Origin of the sequence: Ferrovibrio sp. (genome assembly GCF_046297595.1) — a bacterium.
GTDB lineage: Bacteria > Pseudomonadota > Alphaproteobacteria > Ferrovibrionales > Ferrovibrionaceae > Ferrovibrio.
Window position 1 is genome coordinate 193074 of record NZ_JBKBHT010000006.1, and the last position, 17952, is coordinate 211025.

Annotated in this window: 16 protein-coding genes; 12 read left to right on the plus strand and 4 right to left on the minus strand. The window is 63.4% G+C overall.

Annotated features, from left to right (window positions below; all coding sequences use genetic code 11):
- Positions 1-117 precede the first annotated feature (117 nt).
- The 12 genes from ACK4FJ_RS16320 (at position 118) to rpmG (ending at position 13432) form a co-directional block, all read left to right on the plus strand.
- Complete coding sequence (locus tag ACK4FJ_RS16320) at positions 118-1998, plus strand: PHA/PHB synthase family protein (protein ID WP_409767786.1); 1881 nt, start codon at positions 118-120, stop codon at positions 1996-1998.
- A gap of 149 nt (positions 1999-2147) precedes the next feature.
- Positions 2148-2789, plus strand: coding sequence for a muconolactone Delta-isomerase family protein (locus tag ACK4FJ_RS16325; RefSeq protein ID WP_409767787.1), 642 nt, complete (start codon positions 2148-2150; stop codon positions 2787-2789).
- 1 nt (position 2790) lies between these two features.
- Positions 2791-3261 (plus strand): YchJ family protein, encoded by a 471-nt coding sequence (locus ACK4FJ_RS16330; protein WP_409767788.1) that lies wholly within the window; start codon positions 2791-2793, stop codon positions 3259-3261.
- Positions 3262-3390: 129 nt separating this feature from the next.
- The gene (locus ACK4FJ_RS16335) at positions 3391-3891 is read left to right on the plus strand and encodes a PAS domain-containing protein (protein WP_409767789.1); all 501 of its coding nucleotides are present in this window, start codon (positions 3391-3393) and stop codon (positions 3889-3891) included.
- A gap of 168 nt (positions 3892-4059) precedes the next feature.
- On the plus strand, positions 4060-6801 hold the full coding sequence (topA, locus tag ACK4FJ_RS16340; RefSeq protein ID WP_409767791.1) for a type I DNA topoisomerase: 2742 nt from the start codon (positions 4060-4062) through the stop codon (positions 6799-6801).
- 5 nt (positions 6802-6806) lie between these two features.
- Positions 6807-9068 (plus strand): ribonuclease R, encoded by a 2262-nt coding sequence (rnr, locus tag ACK4FJ_RS16345; RefSeq protein ID WP_409767792.1) that lies wholly within the window; start codon positions 6807-6809, stop codon positions 9066-9068.
- Entirely contained in the window at positions 9065-10039 is a 975-nt protein-coding gene (locus ACK4FJ_RS16350) for a glycerophosphodiester phosphodiesterase (protein ID WP_409767794.1), read from the plus strand. The genes rnr and ACK4FJ_RS16350 overlap by 4 nt, the downstream gene beginning before the upstream one ends.
- 142 nt (positions 10040-10181) lie before the next feature.
- Positions 10182-11165, plus strand: coding sequence for a magnesium transporter CorA family protein (locus ACK4FJ_RS16355; RefSeq protein ID WP_409767795.1), 984 nt, complete (start codon positions 10182-10184; stop codon positions 11163-11165).
- Positions 11162-11557 carry a DUF983 domain-containing protein gene (locus ACK4FJ_RS16360; protein WP_409767796.1) on the plus strand — a complete coding sequence of 132 codons (396 nt, stop codon included), beginning with the start codon at positions 11162-11164 and terminating at the stop codon, positions 11555-11557. Before ACK4FJ_RS16355 ends, ACK4FJ_RS16360 begins: the two co-directional genes overlap by 4 nt.
- A gap of 27 nt (positions 11558-11584) precedes the next feature.
- Entirely contained in the window at positions 11585-12301 is a 717-nt protein-coding gene (locus ACK4FJ_RS16365; protein WP_409767797.1) for an NUDIX hydrolase, read from the plus strand.
- Between the two features lie 221 nt (positions 12302-12522).
- Complete coding sequence (locus tag ACK4FJ_RS16370; RefSeq protein ID WP_409767798.1) at positions 12523-12930, plus strand: NUDIX domain-containing protein; 408 nt, start codon at positions 12523-12525, stop codon at positions 12928-12930.
- Positions 12931-13264: 334 nt separating this feature from the next.
- On the plus strand, positions 13265-13432 hold the full coding sequence (gene rpmG, locus ACK4FJ_RS16375; protein ID WP_300299488.1) for a 50S ribosomal protein L33: 168 nt from the start codon (positions 13265-13267) through the stop codon (positions 13430-13432).
- Positions 13433-13525: 93 nt separating this feature from the next.
- Here the strand turns inward: rpmG and ACK4FJ_RS16380 are convergent, their stop codons facing one another.
- From ACK4FJ_RS16380 to ACK4FJ_RS16395, 4 genes are all read right to left on the minus strand, one after another.
- Positions 13526-14797 carry an MFS transporter gene (locus ACK4FJ_RS16380; RefSeq protein ID WP_409767799.1) on the minus strand — a complete coding sequence of 424 codons (1272 nt, stop codon included), beginning with the start codon at positions 14795-14797 and terminating at the stop codon, positions 13526-13528.
- Positions 14794-15171, minus strand: coding sequence for a hypothetical protein (locus ACK4FJ_RS16385; protein ID WP_409767800.1), 378 nt, complete (start codon positions 15169-15171; stop codon positions 14794-14796). The genes ACK4FJ_RS16380 and ACK4FJ_RS16385 overlap by 4 nt, the downstream gene beginning before the upstream one ends.
- Positions 15172-15189: 18 nt before the next feature.
- On the minus strand, positions 15190-17331 hold the full coding sequence (locus ACK4FJ_RS16390) for a TonB-dependent receptor (RefSeq protein WP_409767801.1): 2142 nt from the start codon (positions 17329-17331) through the stop codon (positions 15190-15192).
- A 107-nt stretch (positions 17332-17438) separates the two neighbouring features.
- Positions 17439-17942: a MarR family winged helix-turn-helix transcriptional regulator gene (locus ACK4FJ_RS16395; RefSeq protein ID WP_409767802.1), complete on the minus strand. Its 504-nt coding sequence runs from the start codon at positions 17940-17942 to the stop codon at positions 17439-17441.
- Between the last annotated feature and the right edge of the window lie 10 nt (positions 17943-17952).

Genomic DNA, 17952 nt, shown 5'->3' on the forward strand with positions numbered 1-17952 from the left:
CCGTCAGCCTTGCAGGGCGATTCCCTATCCCGTAACCTCAATCCGTGCCGTGGAAATCCGGCGGTAAGGCCGGAGTCGCAGGGCGAGGAAACGGGCCCCGAGAATAAGGACTGTCGGATGGCGAAGCAACCGGACAGTGACAGGAAACCGGAGAGCGATCTTCAGCTGCCCGATCCGGCCGTATGGGCGCAGACCTGGGCCAGGATCGCCGAACAGAGCCAAAAACTGATTAGCGACTTTGCCGTCCGCCAGCAGGCCGAGCAGGCCAAAGGCGGCGCCGGAGCGAGCGGCCAGGGCAGCCCCCTGCCCCCGCCGCTGACCGCCCCAGTCAACCTGGACCCCCTGAACCTGACCGGCGCCTACATGCAGATCGCGGCCAAGCTGATGGCCGACCCGGCCAGACTGGCCGAGGCCCAGGTCCAGCTGTGGCAGGATTACGCCAAGCTGTGGGCCAATACCGCCGACCGGTTCCTGGGCAAGCCGGCCGAGCCGCTGGTGCAGCCTGACAAGGGCGACAAGCGCTTCCGCGACCCACATTGGGAACAGGGCGCGATCTTCGACTATCTCAAGCAATCCTACCTGCTCACCTCGCGCTGGCTGCAGAAGACCGTGACCGAGGTGGACGGCATCGACCCCAAGGTGGCGAGGAAGGTCGATTTCTATACCCGGCAGTTCGTCGACGCGCTGTCGCCGTCGAACTTCGCCCTCACCAACCCTGAAGTGCTGCGCGCCACCATCGACAGCAAGGGCGAGAACCTGGTGAAGGGCCTGCAGAACCTGCTGGAGGACTTGGAACGGGGCAAGGGCAAGCTGAACATCAAGATGGTGGATGCCAAGGCTTTCACCGTGGGCGAGAACATCGCCGTCACGCCGGGCAAGGTGGTCTACCAGAACGACCTGATGCAGTTGATCCAGTACGCACCGACGACCAAGGAGGTCTACAAGCGGCCGCTCTACATCGTGCCGCCCTGGATCAACAAGTTCTACATCCTCGACCTCAAGCCGGAGAACTCGTTCATCAAGTGGATGACCGAGAAGGGCTACACCGTCTTCGTCGTGTCGTGGAACCAGCCCGACGAGACGCTGGTGGACAAGACCTTCGAAAGCTACATGCGCGAAGGCATCCTGGCGGGCCTAGATGCCGTTAAGAAGGCGACAGGCGAAGAGGAAGTCACCGCCATCGGCTATTGCATCGGCGGCACGCTGATGGCGTCTACGCTGGCCTGGATGGCGGCGAAGGGCGACGAACGCATCAAGGCTGTCACCTTCTTCGCCGCCCAGGTGGATTTCTCGGAAGCCGGCGAGCTCAGCGTCTTCACCGACGAGGACACGCTGAGCTACCTGGAAAACCTGATGTCGGAAAAGGGCTATCTCGACGGCGGCGAGATGGCAACCACCTTCAACATGCTGCGCGCCAACGACCTGATCTGGTCGTTCGTGGTCAACAACTACCTGCTGGGCAAGGAACCCTTCCCCTTCGACCTGCTGTACTGGAATTCCGACTGCACGCGCATGCCGGCCAAGATGCATGGTTTCTATCTGCGCAACATGTACCAGAAGAACCTGCTGTCGCAGCCCGGCGCGCTGGAACTGGCCGGTGAACGGCTGGACCTGCGCAAGATCAAGATTCCGGTCTACCTGCAGGCCAGCAAGGACGATCACATCGCACCCTATAAATCCGTCTACAAGGCAACGCAGCTTTATGGCGGGCCGGTGCGGTTCGTGATGGCGGGCTCGGGTCATATCGCCGGCGTGATCAACCATCCGGCGGCGAAGAAATATCAGCACTGGCTGAACGAGGCGAAAACCAACCCGGCCAGCGTGGACGAATGGATCAGGGGCGCGAAGGAAATCCCCGGCTCGTGGTGGGATGACTGGGACAAATGGCTGTCGGCCAAGTCGGGCCCGAAGGTGCCCGCCCGCGTGCCCGGCAGCGGCAAGCTGAAAGCCGTCGAGGACGCGCCGGGCAGCTACGTGAAGAAGCGGATTGTGGATTGAGCACTCCGTTGTCCTCGCCCCCCATCAACGTCATGCCCGGACTTGATCCGGGCATCCACGTCTTGGGGTCTCCTGAGAACTCACGGTTAAACAAAATTCGTGGATGCCCGGGACAAGCCCGGGCATGACAAATTAGGGAACCCAAAAACATGCTCGCACTCGTGGATGTCACCTTCAATTTCTCCAGCCTGGGCGACAAGGCGCAGGAGCTGGTGAAGGCCGAATGGAAGGTCGAGGAAGAGCTGCTGGCCAAGGGCCAGTTCGTCGGCATCTGGCGCAAGGCCAACGGCATGGGCACCATGTTCATCCTCGATGTGCCGAACAACGAGGCGGTGGGCAACCAGGTGCGCGCCATGCCGCTCTATCCCTTCTTCACCGATGTGACGGTGACGCCGCTGATCGGGCATCCGAATTTCCCGCAATTTGCCCGCGGCGCGACCACGCATGAAAAACCCGACACCAAACCCAAGCCCGACAGCAACCTGTTCCTCTGCGACGTACGCATCGAATACCTGCGCGCCGGCGACAAGTTCCAGGAGCTGGTGCAGGCCGAATGGCGCGCCTCGGAAGCCATGCTGGCCAAGCGGCAACTGGTGGGCATCTGGCGCCGCGCCAACGCGCTGGGCACGTATGTTTTGTGGAACCTGCCCGACGCCGATGCGGTCGCCAGCACGTTGCGCGGCATGCCGCTTTATCCCTGCTTCACCAAGGTGGACGTGATCCCCCTGATGATGCACCCCAACTTCCCGCAATTCGCCCGCCCGGCCGAGCATCACGAAAAGCCGGCCTGACGTGCCGGCCTGCCCCTGCCAGTCCGGCCTGTCTTTCGAGGATTGCTGCGGCCCGATCCTGGCCGGGCGGCCAGCCCCCACCGCGCTGGCCCTGATGCGCTCGCGCTACACGGCTTACACGCGCGGCGATGTGGCATATCTGGCGCGCACGCTGGCGCCCGAGCATCGCGCCGGCTTCGATGTCGCCGATGTCAGCGCCGGCATGCGCGAGACCCAGTGGCTGGGGCTGGAGATTCTCGACACTGTGGATGGCGGGGCGACGGACAGCACCGGCATCGTGGAATTCGCCGCGCGTTTCAGTGCGCAGGGCAAACTGCATGAACTGCAGGAACGCTCGCGTTTCCGCCGCGAGGCCGACCAATGGCTTTATGTCGACGGCGAGACCGCGTTACGGCCAATCAAGGTCGGCCGCAACGACCCCTGCCCCTGCGGCTCAAGCAGGAAGTTCAAGCAATGCTGCGGGCGGGTGTAGGCGCACGAAAAGCTGACCTGAGACGCCACCACGGCTGACATCCCCTGTCTTTTGCGGTATCCTGCTGCGAAACATACCGGATGTTGGGTCGGCATCCGGTTCCGCACGACCGGGGGTAGCAAGAGCCGTATGGGACGGATGCTGGAAGGCGCGCCGCAACTGACGCTGGAAACGCTCCAGGCGCTGTATGCCTACTGGGCCGGCAAGCGCCGGGGCCGCGCCATGCCCGACCGGGCCGATATCGACCCCATCGAGATGAAGCCCTGGCTGGGCAACCTGATGCTGGTCGAGCGCAAGGACGACGGCGACTATCTCTACCGCCTCTACGGCTCGACCTTCGTGAACCAGTTCAAGATCGACATGACCGGCAAGCGGGTGAACGAGCTGCCGGCCCAGCAGGCCGAGCTGCTGCGCACGGAATACGACGCCGTGGTGCACAGCCGCATGCCGATGTCGCGCCGCTACACCGCCACCTTCGACTACACCTCGCGCGACAAGCGCTCGGCCTGGCAGGTGGAACGGAGCTGGGAGCGCCTGGCCCTGCCGCTCACCGCCGGCGGCGAGGATTGCCGCATGCTGCTGGTGGCCGCCTTCCCGCTGGAACCGGCCCAGGAAGACCGGCTGTCCTGAACCGACCGTCCTGATTTTCATTATAAATCAGTAGTTTATATGCACCGCTCGGCAATCGGGTTTGACAAGCCGGATTCCATCGCCCATGTTCCGGCAGCCGCGCCGGATCAGCCGTGGCCCCAGACTGGTTAAAACGTCCGCCTCATTTTTGTTGGAAAACCGCAGATTATGAAAGTCGTTGTCGTCGAAAGCCCGGCGAAGGCAAAGACCATCGAGAAATACCTCGGTCCCGGCCACACGGTGCTGGCCTCGTTCGGCCATGTGCGCGACCTGCCGGCCAAGGACGGCTCGGTGGAGCCCGACAAAGACTTCGAGATGCATTACGAGATGTCCGGCCGGGGCTCGGAATCGATCCGGGCCATCGCCGGCGCCCTGAAGGATGCCGACACCCTGATCCTGGCGACCGACCCCGACCGTGAGGGCGAGGCGATTTCCTGGCATGTGCTGGAGGCGCTGAACAACCGCAAGGTCGTGAAGGGCAAGACGGTCCGCCGCGTGGTGTTCAACGAAATCACCAAGTCGGCCGTGCTGGATGCCATGGCGCAGCCGCGCGACATCGACATGGACCTGGTGAATGCCCAGCAGGCGCGCCGCGCGCTGGATTATCTGGTCGGCTTCACCCTCTCGCCCGTGCTGTGGCGCAAGCTGCCCTCCGCCAAATCGGCCGGCCGCGTGCAGTCGGTGGCCCTGCGCCTGATCTGCGAGCGCGAGACCGAGATCGAGGCCTTCCGCGCCCGGGAATACTGGACCATCGGCGCCGATTTCCGCACGCCGCAGAACCAGACCGTTTCCGCGCGGCTGGTGGAGCTGGGCGGCAAAAAGCTCGACAAGTTCGACATCAATACCGAAGCCGCCGCCAAGGCCGCCGTGGCGAAGCTGCAGGGCCTGGATTATGTCGTCACCGACGTATCCATCAAGCCGGCCAAGCGCCACCCGGCGCCGCCGTTCACCACCTCCACCCTGCAGCAGGAAGCCGCGCGCAAATTGGGCTTCTCGGCGCAGATGACCATGCAGATCGCCCAGCGCCTGTATGAAGGCGTCACCATCGGCGGCGAGACCACCGGCCTCATCTCCTACATGCGTACCGACGGCGTCAGCATGGCCGACGAGGCCATCCGTGCCGCGCGCGACGTGATCGCCGAGGATTTCGGCCGCGATGCCGTGCCGGAAAGCTGGCGCGTCTACAAGACCAAGCAGAAGAACGCGCAGGAAGCCCACGAGGCGATCCGCCCGACCGATTTCCGTCGCCGCCCGAAGGCGGTCGCCCGCTACCTCGACGACGTGCAGCTCAAGCTCTACGAGCTGATCTGGGTGCGTGCGCTGGCCAGCCAGATGGAATCCGCCGAACTGGAACGCACCACGGTGGACATCGCCGATAAAAAGAACACCGGCGCCTTCCGCGTCACCGGCACGGTCGTGCTCTCGCCCGGCTTCCTCAAGCTGTATGAGGAAGGCGTCGACGACAAATCGGCTGATGATGAAGAAGGCGCGCGCCTGCCGAAGATGAATGTCGGCGAGGCGATGAAGGAAGAAGGCGTCAAGCCGGAGCAGCATTTCACCGAGCCGCCGCCGCGCTATTCCGAAGCCAGCCTGGTGCGCAAGCTGGAAGAACTGGGCATCGGCCGGCCGTCTACTTACGCCGCCATCCTGGAAGTGCTGAAGGCGCGCTCTTACGTGAAGCTGGAGAACAAGCGCTTCCAGCCCGAGGATGCCGGCTGGCTCGCCTATGCCTTCCTGGTCTGCTTCTTCGAGCAGTATTTCGCCTACAGCTTCACGGCCGGCCTGGAAGAGAAGCTGGACGAGATCGCCGAGCACAAACTCGACTGGAAGAAGGTGCTGGAGGATTTCTGGCAGGATTTCTCCCTGCACGATCCGAAGGAAGGCACCACGGCCGTGTCGGTGAAGGATGCCGTCACCCGCATCGACGAGAAGATGGGCCGCCGCGGCGAGGTGCTGGACGCCATCAACGCGCTGCTGGAACACCACTTCTTCCCGCCACGCGAAGACGGCACGTCCGCCCGCCTCTGCCCCGCCTGCAACAAGGGCCAGCTCGCCATCAAGGCCGGCCGCACCGGCGCCTTCATCGGCTGCTCGGATTATCCCGAATGCAGCTATACGCGGCCCTTGAGTGCCGGCAACGGCCATGGCGACATCGCCATCTCTGGCCCGCAGGAGTTGGGCGCCGATCCGGCCACCGGCCAGATGATCACCCTGCGCCAGGGTCCGTTTGGTCCCTATGTGCAGCTTGGCGAGGCCGAGGGCGAAGGCAAGACGAAGACCAAGCCCAAACGCGCCTCTCTGCCCAAGGGCGTCACCATCGAGGACGTCACGCTGGAAATGGCGCTGAAGCTGCTGGCTCTGCCGCGCGTGGTGGGCCTGCATCCCGATACCGGCAAGGAGATCCTCGCCGGCCTGGGCCGCTTCGGGCCGTATCTGCTGCATGACGGCGCCTATACCAAGCTGAAGGATGCCATGGAGGCGCTGGAGATCGGCATCAACCATGCCGTCCAGAAGATCGCCGAGGCCGATGCGCGCCGCAAAGGCCCGCGCCAGCGCGCCCAGCTCACCGTGCTGCGCGAGGTGGGCAAACATCCTGACGACGACGAGCCGATCCAGGTGATCGACGGCCGCTATGGCCCCTACCTCAAGCATGGCGCGACCAACGCGCCTTTGCCCAAGGGCGTGGAGACCGATGCCGTGAGCATGCAGCAGGCCATCGAAGCCATCGCCGCCCGCGCCAAGAAGGGTGGCAAGGGCAAGAAGAAGGCTGCGCCCAAGGCGAAGAAAGCCGCTGCGCCCAAGAAGGCGGCTGCGGCTGAAAAGCCTGCCGCCAAGCCGAAGGCGAAGAAGGCTACGGCCAAGAAGGCGGCCAAGAAGACAACCGGCGGCAAGAAAGCTGCCGCAGCGTAGCCGACGTGGCCAAGAAAAAAGCCGCCGCCCATCTGCCGTCCAAACAGGACATCCTGCGCTTCATTGCCGACAATCCCGGCAAGGCCGGTAAACGCGAGATCGCAAAAGCCTTTGGCATCGGCCCCGCCGACCGCGTGGCGCTGAAAGGCCTGCTGCGCGAACTGAAAGCCGAAGGCGACATCAATCAGGGCCATGGCAAGAAGCTGACGCCCAAGGGCGAGCTGCCGGAAGTCTGCCTCGTCGATATCGTGAAGCTGGATCGCGACGGCGACCTGCTCGGCCGGCCGGTCGAGTGGAAGGGCGAAGGCGAAGCGCCGCGCATCATCTTCGAGACCGGCGGCAAGGCCCGCCGCCGCGAGATGGCCGATACCGGCGTGGGCGACCGCGTGCTGGCACGCCTGAGCCGTGCCGGCCGCAACCGCTATGCCGGCCGGGTGATCAAGCGGCTGGAAAAGGAAGAGCAGCCGGTCCTCGGCGTCTTCACGTTGACCGAAGACGGCCAGGGCCGCCTGCAGCCGACCGACCGAAAGCTGCGCCATGAATATGTGATCGCGCCCGAGCATTATGCCGGCGCCAAGTCCGGCGAGATCGTGGTGGCCCAGCCCCTGCCCGGCCGCCGTTTCGGCCTCAAGCCGGCCAAGATCACCGAAGTGATCGGCCACAGCACCGACCCCAAGGCGCTCAGCCTGATCCCGATCCACAGCTTCGGCATCCCGACCAAATTCACCGAAGCCGCCCAGCGCGAGGCCGAAAAGGCCAAGCCGGTGCATCTGGGCGAGCGCGAGGATTTGCGACAGATCCCGCTGATCACCATCGACCCGGAAGATGCCCGCGACCATGACGACGCGGTCTTCGCCGAACCCGACGACGATCCGCATAACAAGGGTGGCTGGCATGCCATCGTCGCCATTGCCGACGTGGCGCATTACGTGCGGCCGGGCAGCGCGCTGGACCACGACGCGCGCCAGCGCGGCAACTCGACCTATTTCCCCGACCGCGTCGTGCCGATGCTGCCCGAGGCTTTGTCGGCCGATCTGTGTTCGCTGGTGGAAGGCAAGGAGCGTGCCTGCCTGGCGGTGCATCTGTGGTTCGATGCCGATGGCAACAAGAAGCGCCACAAATTCGTGCGCGGCCTGATGCGCTGTGCCGCCGGCCTGAGTTATCGCCAGGTGCAAGACGCCATCGACGGCAACCCCGACGAAGCAGCCCAGCCCTTCCTCGAAACCGTGCTGAAACCGCTCTATGCCTGCCATGCCGCCGTGAACCGCGCGCGCGAGGCGCGCCAGCCGCTGGCGATCACCGCGCCAGAACGCCGCGTGGTGATGGGCAAGAACGGCCATATCGCCGCCATCAAGCCGCGCGAGCACATGCTCAGCCATCAGGTGATCGAGGATTTCATGATCGCGGCCAATGTGGCCGCCGCCGAGGAGCTGGAAAAGCGGAAACAGCCCTGCATGTACCGCGTGCACGAGCAGCCCTCGGACGAGAAGATCGATAGCTTGCGCAAGTTCCTCGACACGCTGGATTACCGGCTGGCCAAGGGCCAGGGTCTGCGGCCGATGCATTTCAACGCCATCCTGGTCGCAGCGCGCGGCAGCGAGCATGAACGTCTGATCAACGAGGTGGTGCTGCGCAGCCAGATGCAGGCCTATTACTCGCCGAACAACCAGGGCCATTTCGGCCTCAACCTCCAGCGTTATGCGCACTTCACCTCGCCGATCCGCCGCTATGCCGACGTGCTGGTGCATCGTGCGCTGGTGCGTGGCCTGAAACTGGGCGATGACGGTCTCGCGCCGGATGACGACGCCAATTTCGAAAGCATCGCCGAACATATCTCGCTGACCGAGCGCCGCTCGATGCAGGCCGAACGCGATGCCATGGACCGCTTCGTCACGGCCTTCATGTCCGAGCATGTCGGCGCGGAATTCGACGGCCGCATTTCCGGCGTCACCCGTTTCGGCCTGTTCGTCACGCTGGAGGAAACCGGCGCCGACGGCTTCGTGCCGATCTCGTCGCTATCAGATGACTTCTACGCCCATGACGAGGCCCATCGCGCCCTGGTCGGCAAACGCACCAAGAAGCGCTATCGCCTGGGCGACAGCGTCAGCGTGCGGCTGGAGGAAGCAACGCCCGTCACCGGTGGCCTGCGCTTCGAAATCCTGGGCAGCGGCGGCAGCGTGCCGCGCGCCCGCGGCGGCAGACCGGTGATCAAGAAGGCCACCAACCGCCCGAGCTGGTCGAAACACCGCAGCAAGAAACGCAAATGATCCGCCTCGCCACCGCCCTGCTCCTCGTCCTGCTGCCCGTGCAGGCTTTTGCTTTCGACCTGCAGGGCCATCGCGGCGCGCGTGGCCTGGCGCCGGAAAACACCCTGCCCGCCTTCGCCACTGCGCTCACGCTCGGCGTCAGCACGCTGGAACTCGATGTCGGCCTCACGCGCGACGGCCATCTGGTGGTGGGCCACGATCCTTTGCTGCAACCGCATTTGGCCCGCCTGGACGGCAAATGGATCGCCGCACCCGGCCCTGCCATCTGGCATAGCACGCTGACAGAGCTGCAACGCTACGATGTCGGTCGCCTCGATCCGGCCAGCAAATATGGCCAGACCTATCCGGAACAGAATCCGGTGGATGGCACGCGCATGCCGAGGCTGGAGGATGTGTTCGCGCTGGCGGCGAAAAGCGGCAATAGCGCCGTGCGTTTCAACATCGAGACCAAGATCAGCCCGCTGAAACCCGATGAGACGGCAACGCCGGCCCAGCTGGCCCAGGCCGTGGTGCAGGCGATACGCATGGCCGGCCTGGCTCGGCGCGCCAGCATCCAGTCCTTCGACTGGCGCACGCTGGCCGAGGCGGCAAAGCTGGCGCCCGAGATTCCCCGTGTGCATCTCACCATCGAAGGTACGGCCTCGGATAACGTGCAGCGCGGCCGGCCCGATGCCAGCCCGTGGCTGGGCGGGCTGGACGCCGATGACCATGTCTCCACGCCGGCGCTCGTGAAGGCGGCAGGCGGCCAGGTCTGGTCGCCCTTCTGGCGCAATGTGACGGCAGACCTGGTGACCGAGGCCCATGCGCTGGGCCTGCAGGTGATCCCCTGGACAGTGAATAACCAGCCCGAGATGGAACGCCTGATCGACCTCAAGGTGGACGGCCTGATCACCGACTATCCCGACCGTCTGCGCGCCGTGCTGCAGGCCCGTGGCATCGCCCTGCCCGCCGCGTCGCCCGTCACGCCATAAATCGGTCGCATCCGGCGGGCATTCTGCCGAACGGAACAAATTTGCCGCAGGATGGTTTCAGGGCTTCCCAGGCCCCGCATCCGGGGCTAAAACGGCGCCGCGCCGCACCGCCGGGTCGGCGCCGGAACCAGGGACGGCCAGCATGATCACTGCCTACCTGCCGCAAGGCGGCCAGCTGCAACGCATCGAGCTTACCCCGGACTCCACGCTGCCCGAAGGCGTGGTGTGGATCGACCTGCTCGAACCCAGCCCGGCCGAGGAGAAATCCATCGAACGCCTGCTCGGCATCGAAATGCCGACCCGCGAGGAGATGCAGGAGATCGAGACCTCCAGCCGGCTGTATCGCGAAGGCGATGCCAGCTACATGACCGCCAACATCCTGTTCCATGCCGAAACGGAACAGCCCAAGACTACGGCCGTCACTTTCATGCGCACGCCGCGCGCCACCGTCACGCTGCGCTTTGCCGACCCACTCTCTTTCCGCCAGTTCGTCGCCCGCGCCCAGCGCCAGCCCAGCCTGGCCGCTTCGCCCGATGCCGCGCTCTGCGGTCTGCTCGATTCCATCATCGACCGCGCCGCCGACGTGCTGGAGATCGCCGGCAAGGACCTGGACGGCGTGTCGCGCAACATCTTCGGCCATCGCGTGAAGGAGCATGAATCCGCCGACGAGGTGGATCTGGAAGAAGCCGTGCGCAAGCTGGGCCATGTCGAGGATCTGAATTCGCGCATCCGCGACAGCCTCGTGTCGCTCACCCGCCTGATCGCCTTCCTGACGCTCACCATGGCCGAACAGCGCGGCACCAAGGAAAGCCGCACCTGGCTGAAGACTCTGGCGCGCGACGTGCAGTCGCTGAACGAGCAGGCCGCCTTCCTGGCGCATAAGGGCAACTTCCTGCTGGATGCCACGCTGGGCCTGATCAACATCCAGCAGACCAAGATCATCAAGATCTTCTCGGTGGCCGCCACCGTGTTTCTGCCGCCGACCCTGATCGCAAGCATCTATGGCATGAATTTCGAACACATGCCCGAACTGTCGTGGGATTTCGGCTATCCGATGGCGATTGGCCTGATGATCGCCTCTGCCGTGCTGCCCTACTGGTTCTTCAAGCGAAAGGGCTGGCTGTGAACCCGCTGTCGCTCGACGACCTGATGGAACGCCCGATGGGCGATGCGATGTGGCGCGGCTGGCGCATGCGTTGCCCCGCCTGCGGCCAGGGCCGCATGTTCGGCCGCTATCTCAAGGTCAACGATACCTGCCCGTCCTGCGGGCTGGAAATGTCCGGCCATCGCGCCGACGATGCACCGCCCTATTTCACCATCCTGATCGTCGGCCACATCATCGTGCCGTTGATGCTGCTGCTGGAACAGCATATGCAGCCGCCCGAATGGGTGCATATGGCGTTGTGGCTGCCGCTCACCCTGCTGCTCTGCCTGTGGTTCCTGCCCCATATCAAGGGCACGCTGATCGGCCTGCAATGGGCGCGGCGCATGCATGGATTCGGCAGCGAGCCGCACTGATCCGGCAAAGGCGCTATACTGCGTCGGATGACGTCCGCCGACTCGCAGAGTGAAAAACCCAAAACACCCCAGCCGATCCGCGATGCGGCCACGCTGATCCTCTATCGCCGGCGCGGTGCCGGAAGCGATGGGCGTTTCGAGGTTCTGATGGGCGAGCGCCATGGCGCCAGCGCCTTCATGCCCAACCGCTATGTCTTTCCTGGCGGCCGGCTCGACCTCGCCGACTACAAGATCCGCCCGGCCGCGACGCTCAATCCCGTCAGCACGGCGCGGCTGGCCCGCTGCAAGGGAACCGGCCCACGCAAGGCGCTGGCCCTGGCGCTGACCGCCATCCGCGAAACCTTCGAGGAATCCGGCCTGCGCATCGCCGCGCCGGGGCGCCAAACCACGCCTCCACCGGCCGGCTGGGCCGCCTTCTGCGCCGGCGGCCTGGCCCCTGATCCCTCGCGCCTGCTCTATGTCTGCCGGGCGATCACCCCGCCGGGCCGGCCCCGCCGCTTCGATGCCCGCTTCTTCGCGGCCCCGGCCGAGGCCGCCACCGGGGACCTGCGCCCCTCGCCCGAACTCGACAAGCTTAGCTGGGTGACCCGGGAGGAAACCGAAAGCCTGCCGCTGCCCAACATCACCCAGTTCGTGATCGCCACCCTGGAAGATTGGCTGCGGCCAGGCAACGCCGACGACCCGGCCTGCCGGGTGCCGTTCCATTACATGCGCCACGGCCAGCGCCGGCTGGACTGGGAATGAGCCTGAACCCTTCCAGACCGGTGAAGCCCAGGGATGCCGCCAGCCTGATCCTGGTGCGCCGGAGCAGCGCCGGCCCGCTGGAAATCCTGCTCGGCCGCCGGGCTGGGAAACACCGCTTCCTGCCCGATGTGTATGCCTTTCCGGGCGGGCGGGTCGATTCGAGTGATTTATCAGATATAATCTCTAATGCCATAAATATAAACAGAAATATCATATCATTGATGGGCTGCTCGCCGGATCTGGCTGGCGCCCTGGCGCTGGCTGCCCTGCGCGAAACCTGGGAGGAAACCGGGATCGTCCTGGGCCGGGTGGAAGCCGACCGGCTGCGGCCTGATGCCTCCAGCCTGCAGTATCTCGGCCGGGCCATCACGCCTTCGGAAAGCCCGATCCGGTTCCACGCCCGCTTCTTCCTGCAGGATGTGACGGGCCTGCCCGTCAGCCTGGGCGGCTCGGGCGAGCTGCTGGACCTGGCCTTCCGGCCGCTGGAGGCGGCCCTGCGGCTGCCGCTGGCCGACATCACAGAATTCATGCTGCGGGACGTGATCGGCCGTCTGGGGCCCGACCTGAGGCCGGGACGGCCGGTTTTCTGGCGTTATCGCCGGGGTAAACCCCTGATTGGCTGGGATTAGATTTTCATTTGTACATTTTATAGTGATTGAATTAATGTACATTCTATATTCGATGAATGGGAGCTCAGATGATCGCCAAAGGACAAGTTTGGGAAGCAAAATTTGACAATGGCCAGGTCAGGCAAATCGCTGTAGATGAGATTCTACTTGATGGCTCATTTGGGATAGTGCGCTTTCTAGACAACCAAATGAGAATAAAGCTGAATTTGGCTGGATTGCTTTATCTACGACCTGGTACGTGGCGGCGAGTAACGTGAGCAGTTGACATCGGGGTGCGAATCCCTATGCTGCGCCGCCAATCCCAAGCCGACCGCTAATTGTGGAATCGTAAGTCATGGCCAAGCCGACTACCCTGAAGATCAAGCTGGTGAGCAGCGCCGACACCGGCTACTTCTACGTCACCAAGAAGAACCCGCGCACCAAGACCGAGAAGCTGTCGTTCAAGAAGTACGACCCGGTGGCGCGCAAGCACGTCGAATTCAAGGAAGCCAAGATCAAGTAATCAGGCTTTCGCTGGCGCATCCGTAGGGGTGCCGCCATGAAAAAAAGCCCCGCCTTTCGGCGGGGCTTTTTCATTTCGACGGCATACTGCGGCTCAGTTGTTCACCGCCATGGCCGGGTGATTCGCCGGCACGCGACGCAGAGCGGCCCACAGGCTGAGCACCGAAAGCAACGTGGCAACGGCGAACAGCCCGACATATCCCACGGCATCGGCCAGCACGCCGCTGACCAGGGAGCCGGCCATGAAGATGAAAAGCTGCGCGCAGGATAGGAGGGTGAAATCGGTGCCAGCGCGCTCCTTCGCCGCCGCGCCCATGAACAGGGTGTAGAGCGCGACGATCTCCATGTAGCGTGACACGGTATTGCAGGCCACCAGCAGGATCAGCAGGCCATGCATCTGCAATCCCAGCGCGGCATAGACGCCGCAGCCCAGGAATACAGCGCTGCGTAGAAGCCCAAGCCCGAGGATGGTGCCCCACAGGCCATAGCGCTTGATTGTCCATGCCGCCAGCGCCGCTCCGAACAACCCCGCCGTGGCCGCCGAGGCGCCCGAGAGGTAGCCGATCACCTCGAGCGAAAGGCCATTATCGACCAGGAAGGGTTTTTCCATCGCCTTGGTGATGCCCTCAGAGGCCCGATAGATCAGCGCGAAGCCCAGCACGGAATAAGTGATCGGGTCCTTCAGCGCGGCCCGCAGGGAGGGCCGCGTTTGTGCGGCGGCAGGCGATGCGGGCATCACGGTATCGGCGTGCGGCTCGTCCATCAGCAGAGTGGACAACAGGGTAAGCCCGGAAAGGCCGGCCAGGATCAGGATGGTCGGCGTCCAGCCATACTGGCTGTACAGATAAAGCGTGAGGCTGGAACCGATCACCACGCCGATCGCCACACTGCCGCCCTGGATGGCATTGCCGCGACCGCGTTCGCTGGCCTTCAATCGCTCGGTGGCATAACCGTCGGTGGCTATATCCTGCGTCGAGCTGAGCATGATCACGCAAAACCCGAGGCCGAGCACAACCCACATATTGGTCGGCGGCATGAAAGCGAACAACACAAGCAGGCCAATGACGCCGAGCTGGGTCGGCAGTATCCAGGAGCGGCGATGACCGAGCCGTGCCAGCCCGAACAACCGCAAGGGTGTACGATCCACCAGCGGCGCCCAGAGAAACTTAAGCATCATCGGCGCCATCAGAATACCGATCATTCCAATGGCGCTGCGCGATATGCCGCCATCGCGCAGAATGGCCGGCAGTGCGGCGGCATAGAGATACATCGGGATGCCCTGCGCCACATACAGGCCCAGCAGGGCTGCAAACAGCCGCGTACGGCCTGCCGGCATCGGCGGCTGGGATACGATGCCCACGGTCATGCGGCCTCCAGTTGAAGCCGGGCCCAGGCCATCGCTTCAGCTTCGCTGCGCAGCACCACGGTGGGAAACGGCATGGCCTTGCGGAAATTGGCATCATCTATTGTGGCCGGATCGCTATCGGGCCGCACCCGGGCCAGGCCGAGGCACAATCGGCCCAGGTCGTCGCGGTGCCGCTTGAACCACAGCGCCATGGCACGGTAGCCCTCGGGCGACATGCGATTGCTGTTGCCGAACACCAGCACCATCACAAAGCCGGGCGGCCGCATGACGAGATCATCAAGTGCGGCCAGATAGGCAGCTTCATCGGCAGCATCAAAGCTGCCGATGAAGCGTAGGATGTAAACCGGCGCACCGGCTGTTTCGTATGCGAACATTGGCCTCCTGTGGGCCTGTTACCAGGTGTGGGAATATCGCAGGGCCACGACACGGCCGAGTGCCGCAACAGGCACATTGCGCGTGGCGCTGGCTGCACTGTTCCAGTCATAGGCATCCAGCAGGTTCTCCACACCAAAGCTGACCACGCCGCCGTTTCCGATATCGTAGGCCGCAATCGCATTCAGCGTAAACATTCCCGGCAATGCCAATTGTCGCGTACCACCGTCGTGAATGTCGCGACCCGCCACATACAAGGCTTCGCCACGCAGGCTGATATCCTTCCAGGGTTGCCAGTCGGCGTAGACCGTGCTTTTGAACGGACTGGAAATCCGGTTATTGGCCAGATAGCGCTCCAGATCGCCGTCCTTGTCGCGGTCGTATTTACCTTCCATCCAGCTTGCCGTGGTGCCGACCGCCACCTGATCGCTGAGGTCCACCCGACCAGCCAGCTCGAGACCATAGATACGCTCTTTTTGCTGGGAAATGCGGTTGGAGGCTGAATCGAAGGTCGTTCCGTCCTTGGACTCGCTGACATACGCGCTGATGCTGCCGTCGAAACTGCCGGTGCCGCCACGAAAGCCGACTTCATAGGTCGTCACCTTCTGTGCCCGAGGTGCAAGCGTACTCAAATCCGCCGTCGTACCCAACGCGGCAACGCCGGCGCGCCGACTGAAGGCGCCCCAGTCGGGCAGCGAATAGCCTTGCGACACACCGCCGAATAGTTCCAGGCCCCGAGTGATATCCACCACCGCGCCCAGATTGTAGACAAGGGCATCGTAGGTAAAACTGCCACCCTTGATATTGGCGGCCGCGGCCACGGCACCGTAATAGATCGCCGGTCGGCGGAAATCATCAAGATCAACATCGAACCGTTCATAACGTAGGCCGCCGCGCAACCGCACGCGTTGGGTTACCGGCGCGTCGACTTGGGCAAAAGCAGCCATGTTCACCTGTTCGGCTGGGGCAACGATGGTTCTGCCGTCGATCAATTCCTGTGTCGTATCGTCATGCCCGAGATCGCCGCCCCAGGTCAGTTTCATCCCCGACCAGAGGCTGTCCAATGGAGAGACCACCGTGGCTGCCGCATTCAGCTGTTTGGCTAACAACACACTTTGCGAATTTGGATCGGTCGGCGAGGCCGGATTGCCGGAATAGTAGACCTGATTGTTATAGGTCGCGTCATAGAGCGTAAAACCGAACCGTTTCTCAACGTTGCTGTAGCTTAGATTGAGATCGAGATTACCGAGCGCAAAATCGCTGTCGGTGTAGGTCGCGCGCCAGTATTCTGATTTGTCGGTGACACTTCGTCCGGTATAGGGCTGCGACAGATTGGGCTCGGCCGCCTTATTGGCGTAGAAGCGCGTGAAATACTGCGGATCCTGCTCTAGGCGCACGATATTGCTGCTCAGCTCGATCCGGCGGGCATCGAAGCTTTTGCCGACCTTCACCGAACCGTTGTAATTGTCGACATGATCGTAACCGCCCTGCCCCAGCATGCCATCGGAAGGCATCAGGTTGCCGCGGCCATCAAATGCATCGCGGGTGTAAGTTGCGCTCAGGCTTGCCACAACATCCACCGGCCCAGCCATGCCACGAAAGCCGGCAGAGAATTCCGGCGCCAGCGAATCGCCCAGGTCTGCCGTGAAACCACGCAGGCCGGCACTGGCCGTTACCACGGGTTTATCGGATGCCTGTCTGGTGATGACATTGATGATGCCGCCAGAGGCCCCGCTGCCATAGGCTGCGCTTGAGCCGTTGATAACCTCAATCCGCTCCACGTTGTTCAGGTCGATGCCCGACAGCAGGCGCGAGACATTGCGCAACGGCGTATTGCGCGCCACGCCATCCACAAGTACCTGCACGTCGCGACCACGGAAATTTTCCGAGGCTTCGGATATCGTCTGGTTGCTGACGCCGTATCCGGGGATCAGTTTCTGGATCGCGGCCGAAGGGCTGCTGTTGAGCCGGAGTTGCCGCTCGATTTCTTCCCGCTCGATCACGATCACCGAGCCGGGGATTGCCGAAACCGGCTCTGGCGCTCGAGTGGCGCTCACCACCACCGTCTCAAGGATTTTCGGCCCTTCTTCCTGGGCTGCCGCCGTCCCGGCCATGCTTCCCACTGCCAGAACCGCAGCCCATTCTTTCCATCGCACCCGCATTTTATATTCCTTGGAATGTATTGAGGCGATGAAAAGCTATACGCTTTTAATACGCGTTTGCAATAATAATTCTTCGGAATATATTACGGCAAGTGAGTGTCCGCGTGTCAGGACCGCTGGTCGAGCGCCGTTTTGACCCGTTCGAGTTGGGCCATCAGACGCATCAATTCGCCGTCTTCCCAGTCCGCAAAGATTTCGACAGCTGCCGGGACCAGCAGGCGAATCGCCCTGACATGCAGCGCCCGCCCCTCAGGGGTGATGAAAAGCAGCTTCTTGCGTGCATCGTTCGGGCTAGGGGCCTCACGCAGGAACCCCCGTTTCAGCAATTTCTGCACCCGCTTGGTGACACCCGGCTGGGGCACCTGCATGGTCTTCGCCAGCAAGGTAACCGTGCGTGGGGTATCCGGGTTTTCGGCGAAATGATGCAGCAGGCCGAATAGCGGCGCGGGCAGGTCCAGCGTTTCCAACAGTCGGGTGGCAATGCCTGCCGACAGCATGTCGATCATGCCGATTTTGTTGATGATGCGAAACCGCAGGTCCAGGACAGGCAGTGCCTCGCCCGTCCTCTCGCGGACTGCACCCGTGCCGGTCTTTGCTGTGCTTTTCGCCACGGCTGTATCC

What these genes read in the sequence shown, in the direction of transcription:
- ACK4FJ_RS16320 (WP_409767786.1), top strand. Translation starts at nt 118, where the DNA reads ATGGCGAAGCAACCGGACAGTGACAGGAAACCGGAGAGCGATCTTCAG.
- ACK4FJ_RS16325 (WP_409767787.1), top strand. Translation starts at nt 2,148, where the DNA reads ATGCTCGCACTCGTGGATGTCACCTTCAATTTCTCCAGCCTGGGCGAC.
- ACK4FJ_RS16335 (WP_409767789.1), top strand. Translation starts at nt 3,391, where the DNA reads ATGGGACGGATGCTGGAAGGCGCGCCGCAACTGACGCTGGAAACGCTC.
- topA (WP_409767791.1), top strand. Translation starts at nt 4,060, where the DNA reads ATGAAAGTCGTTGTCGTCGAAAGCCCGGCGAAGGCAAAGACCATCGAG.
- ACK4FJ_RS16350 (WP_409767794.1), top strand. Translation starts at nt 9,065, where the DNA reads ATGATCCGCCTCGCCACCGCCCTGCTCCTCGTCCTGCTGCCCGTGCAG.
- ACK4FJ_RS16355 (WP_409767795.1), top strand. Translation starts at nt 10,182, where the DNA reads ATGATCACTGCCTACCTGCCGCAAGGCGGCCAGCTGCAACGCATCGAG.
- ACK4FJ_RS16365 (WP_409767797.1), top strand. Translation starts at nt 11,585, where the DNA reads ATGACGTCCGCCGACTCGCAGAGTGAAAAACCCAAAACACCCCAGCCG.
- ACK4FJ_RS16370 (WP_409767798.1), top strand. Translation starts at nt 12,523, where the DNA reads ATGGGCTGCTCGCCGGATCTGGCTGGCGCCCTGGCGCTGGCTGCCCTG.
- rpmG (WP_300299488.1), top strand. Translation starts at nt 13,265, where the DNA reads ATGGCCAAGCCGACTACCCTGAAGATCAAGCTGGTGAGCAGCGCCGAC.
- ACK4FJ_RS16380 (WP_409767799.1), bottom strand. Translation starts at nt 14,797, where the DNA reads ATGACCGTGGGCATCGTATCCCAGCCGCCGATGCCGGCAGGCCGTACG.
- ACK4FJ_RS16385 (WP_409767800.1), bottom strand. Translation starts at nt 15,171, where the DNA reads ATGTTCGCATACGAAACAGCCGGTGCGCCGGTTTACATCCTACGCTTC.
- ACK4FJ_RS16390 (WP_409767801.1), bottom strand. Translation starts at nt 17,331, where the DNA reads ATGCGGGTGCGATGGAAAGAATGGGCTGCGGTTCTGGCAGTGGGAAGC.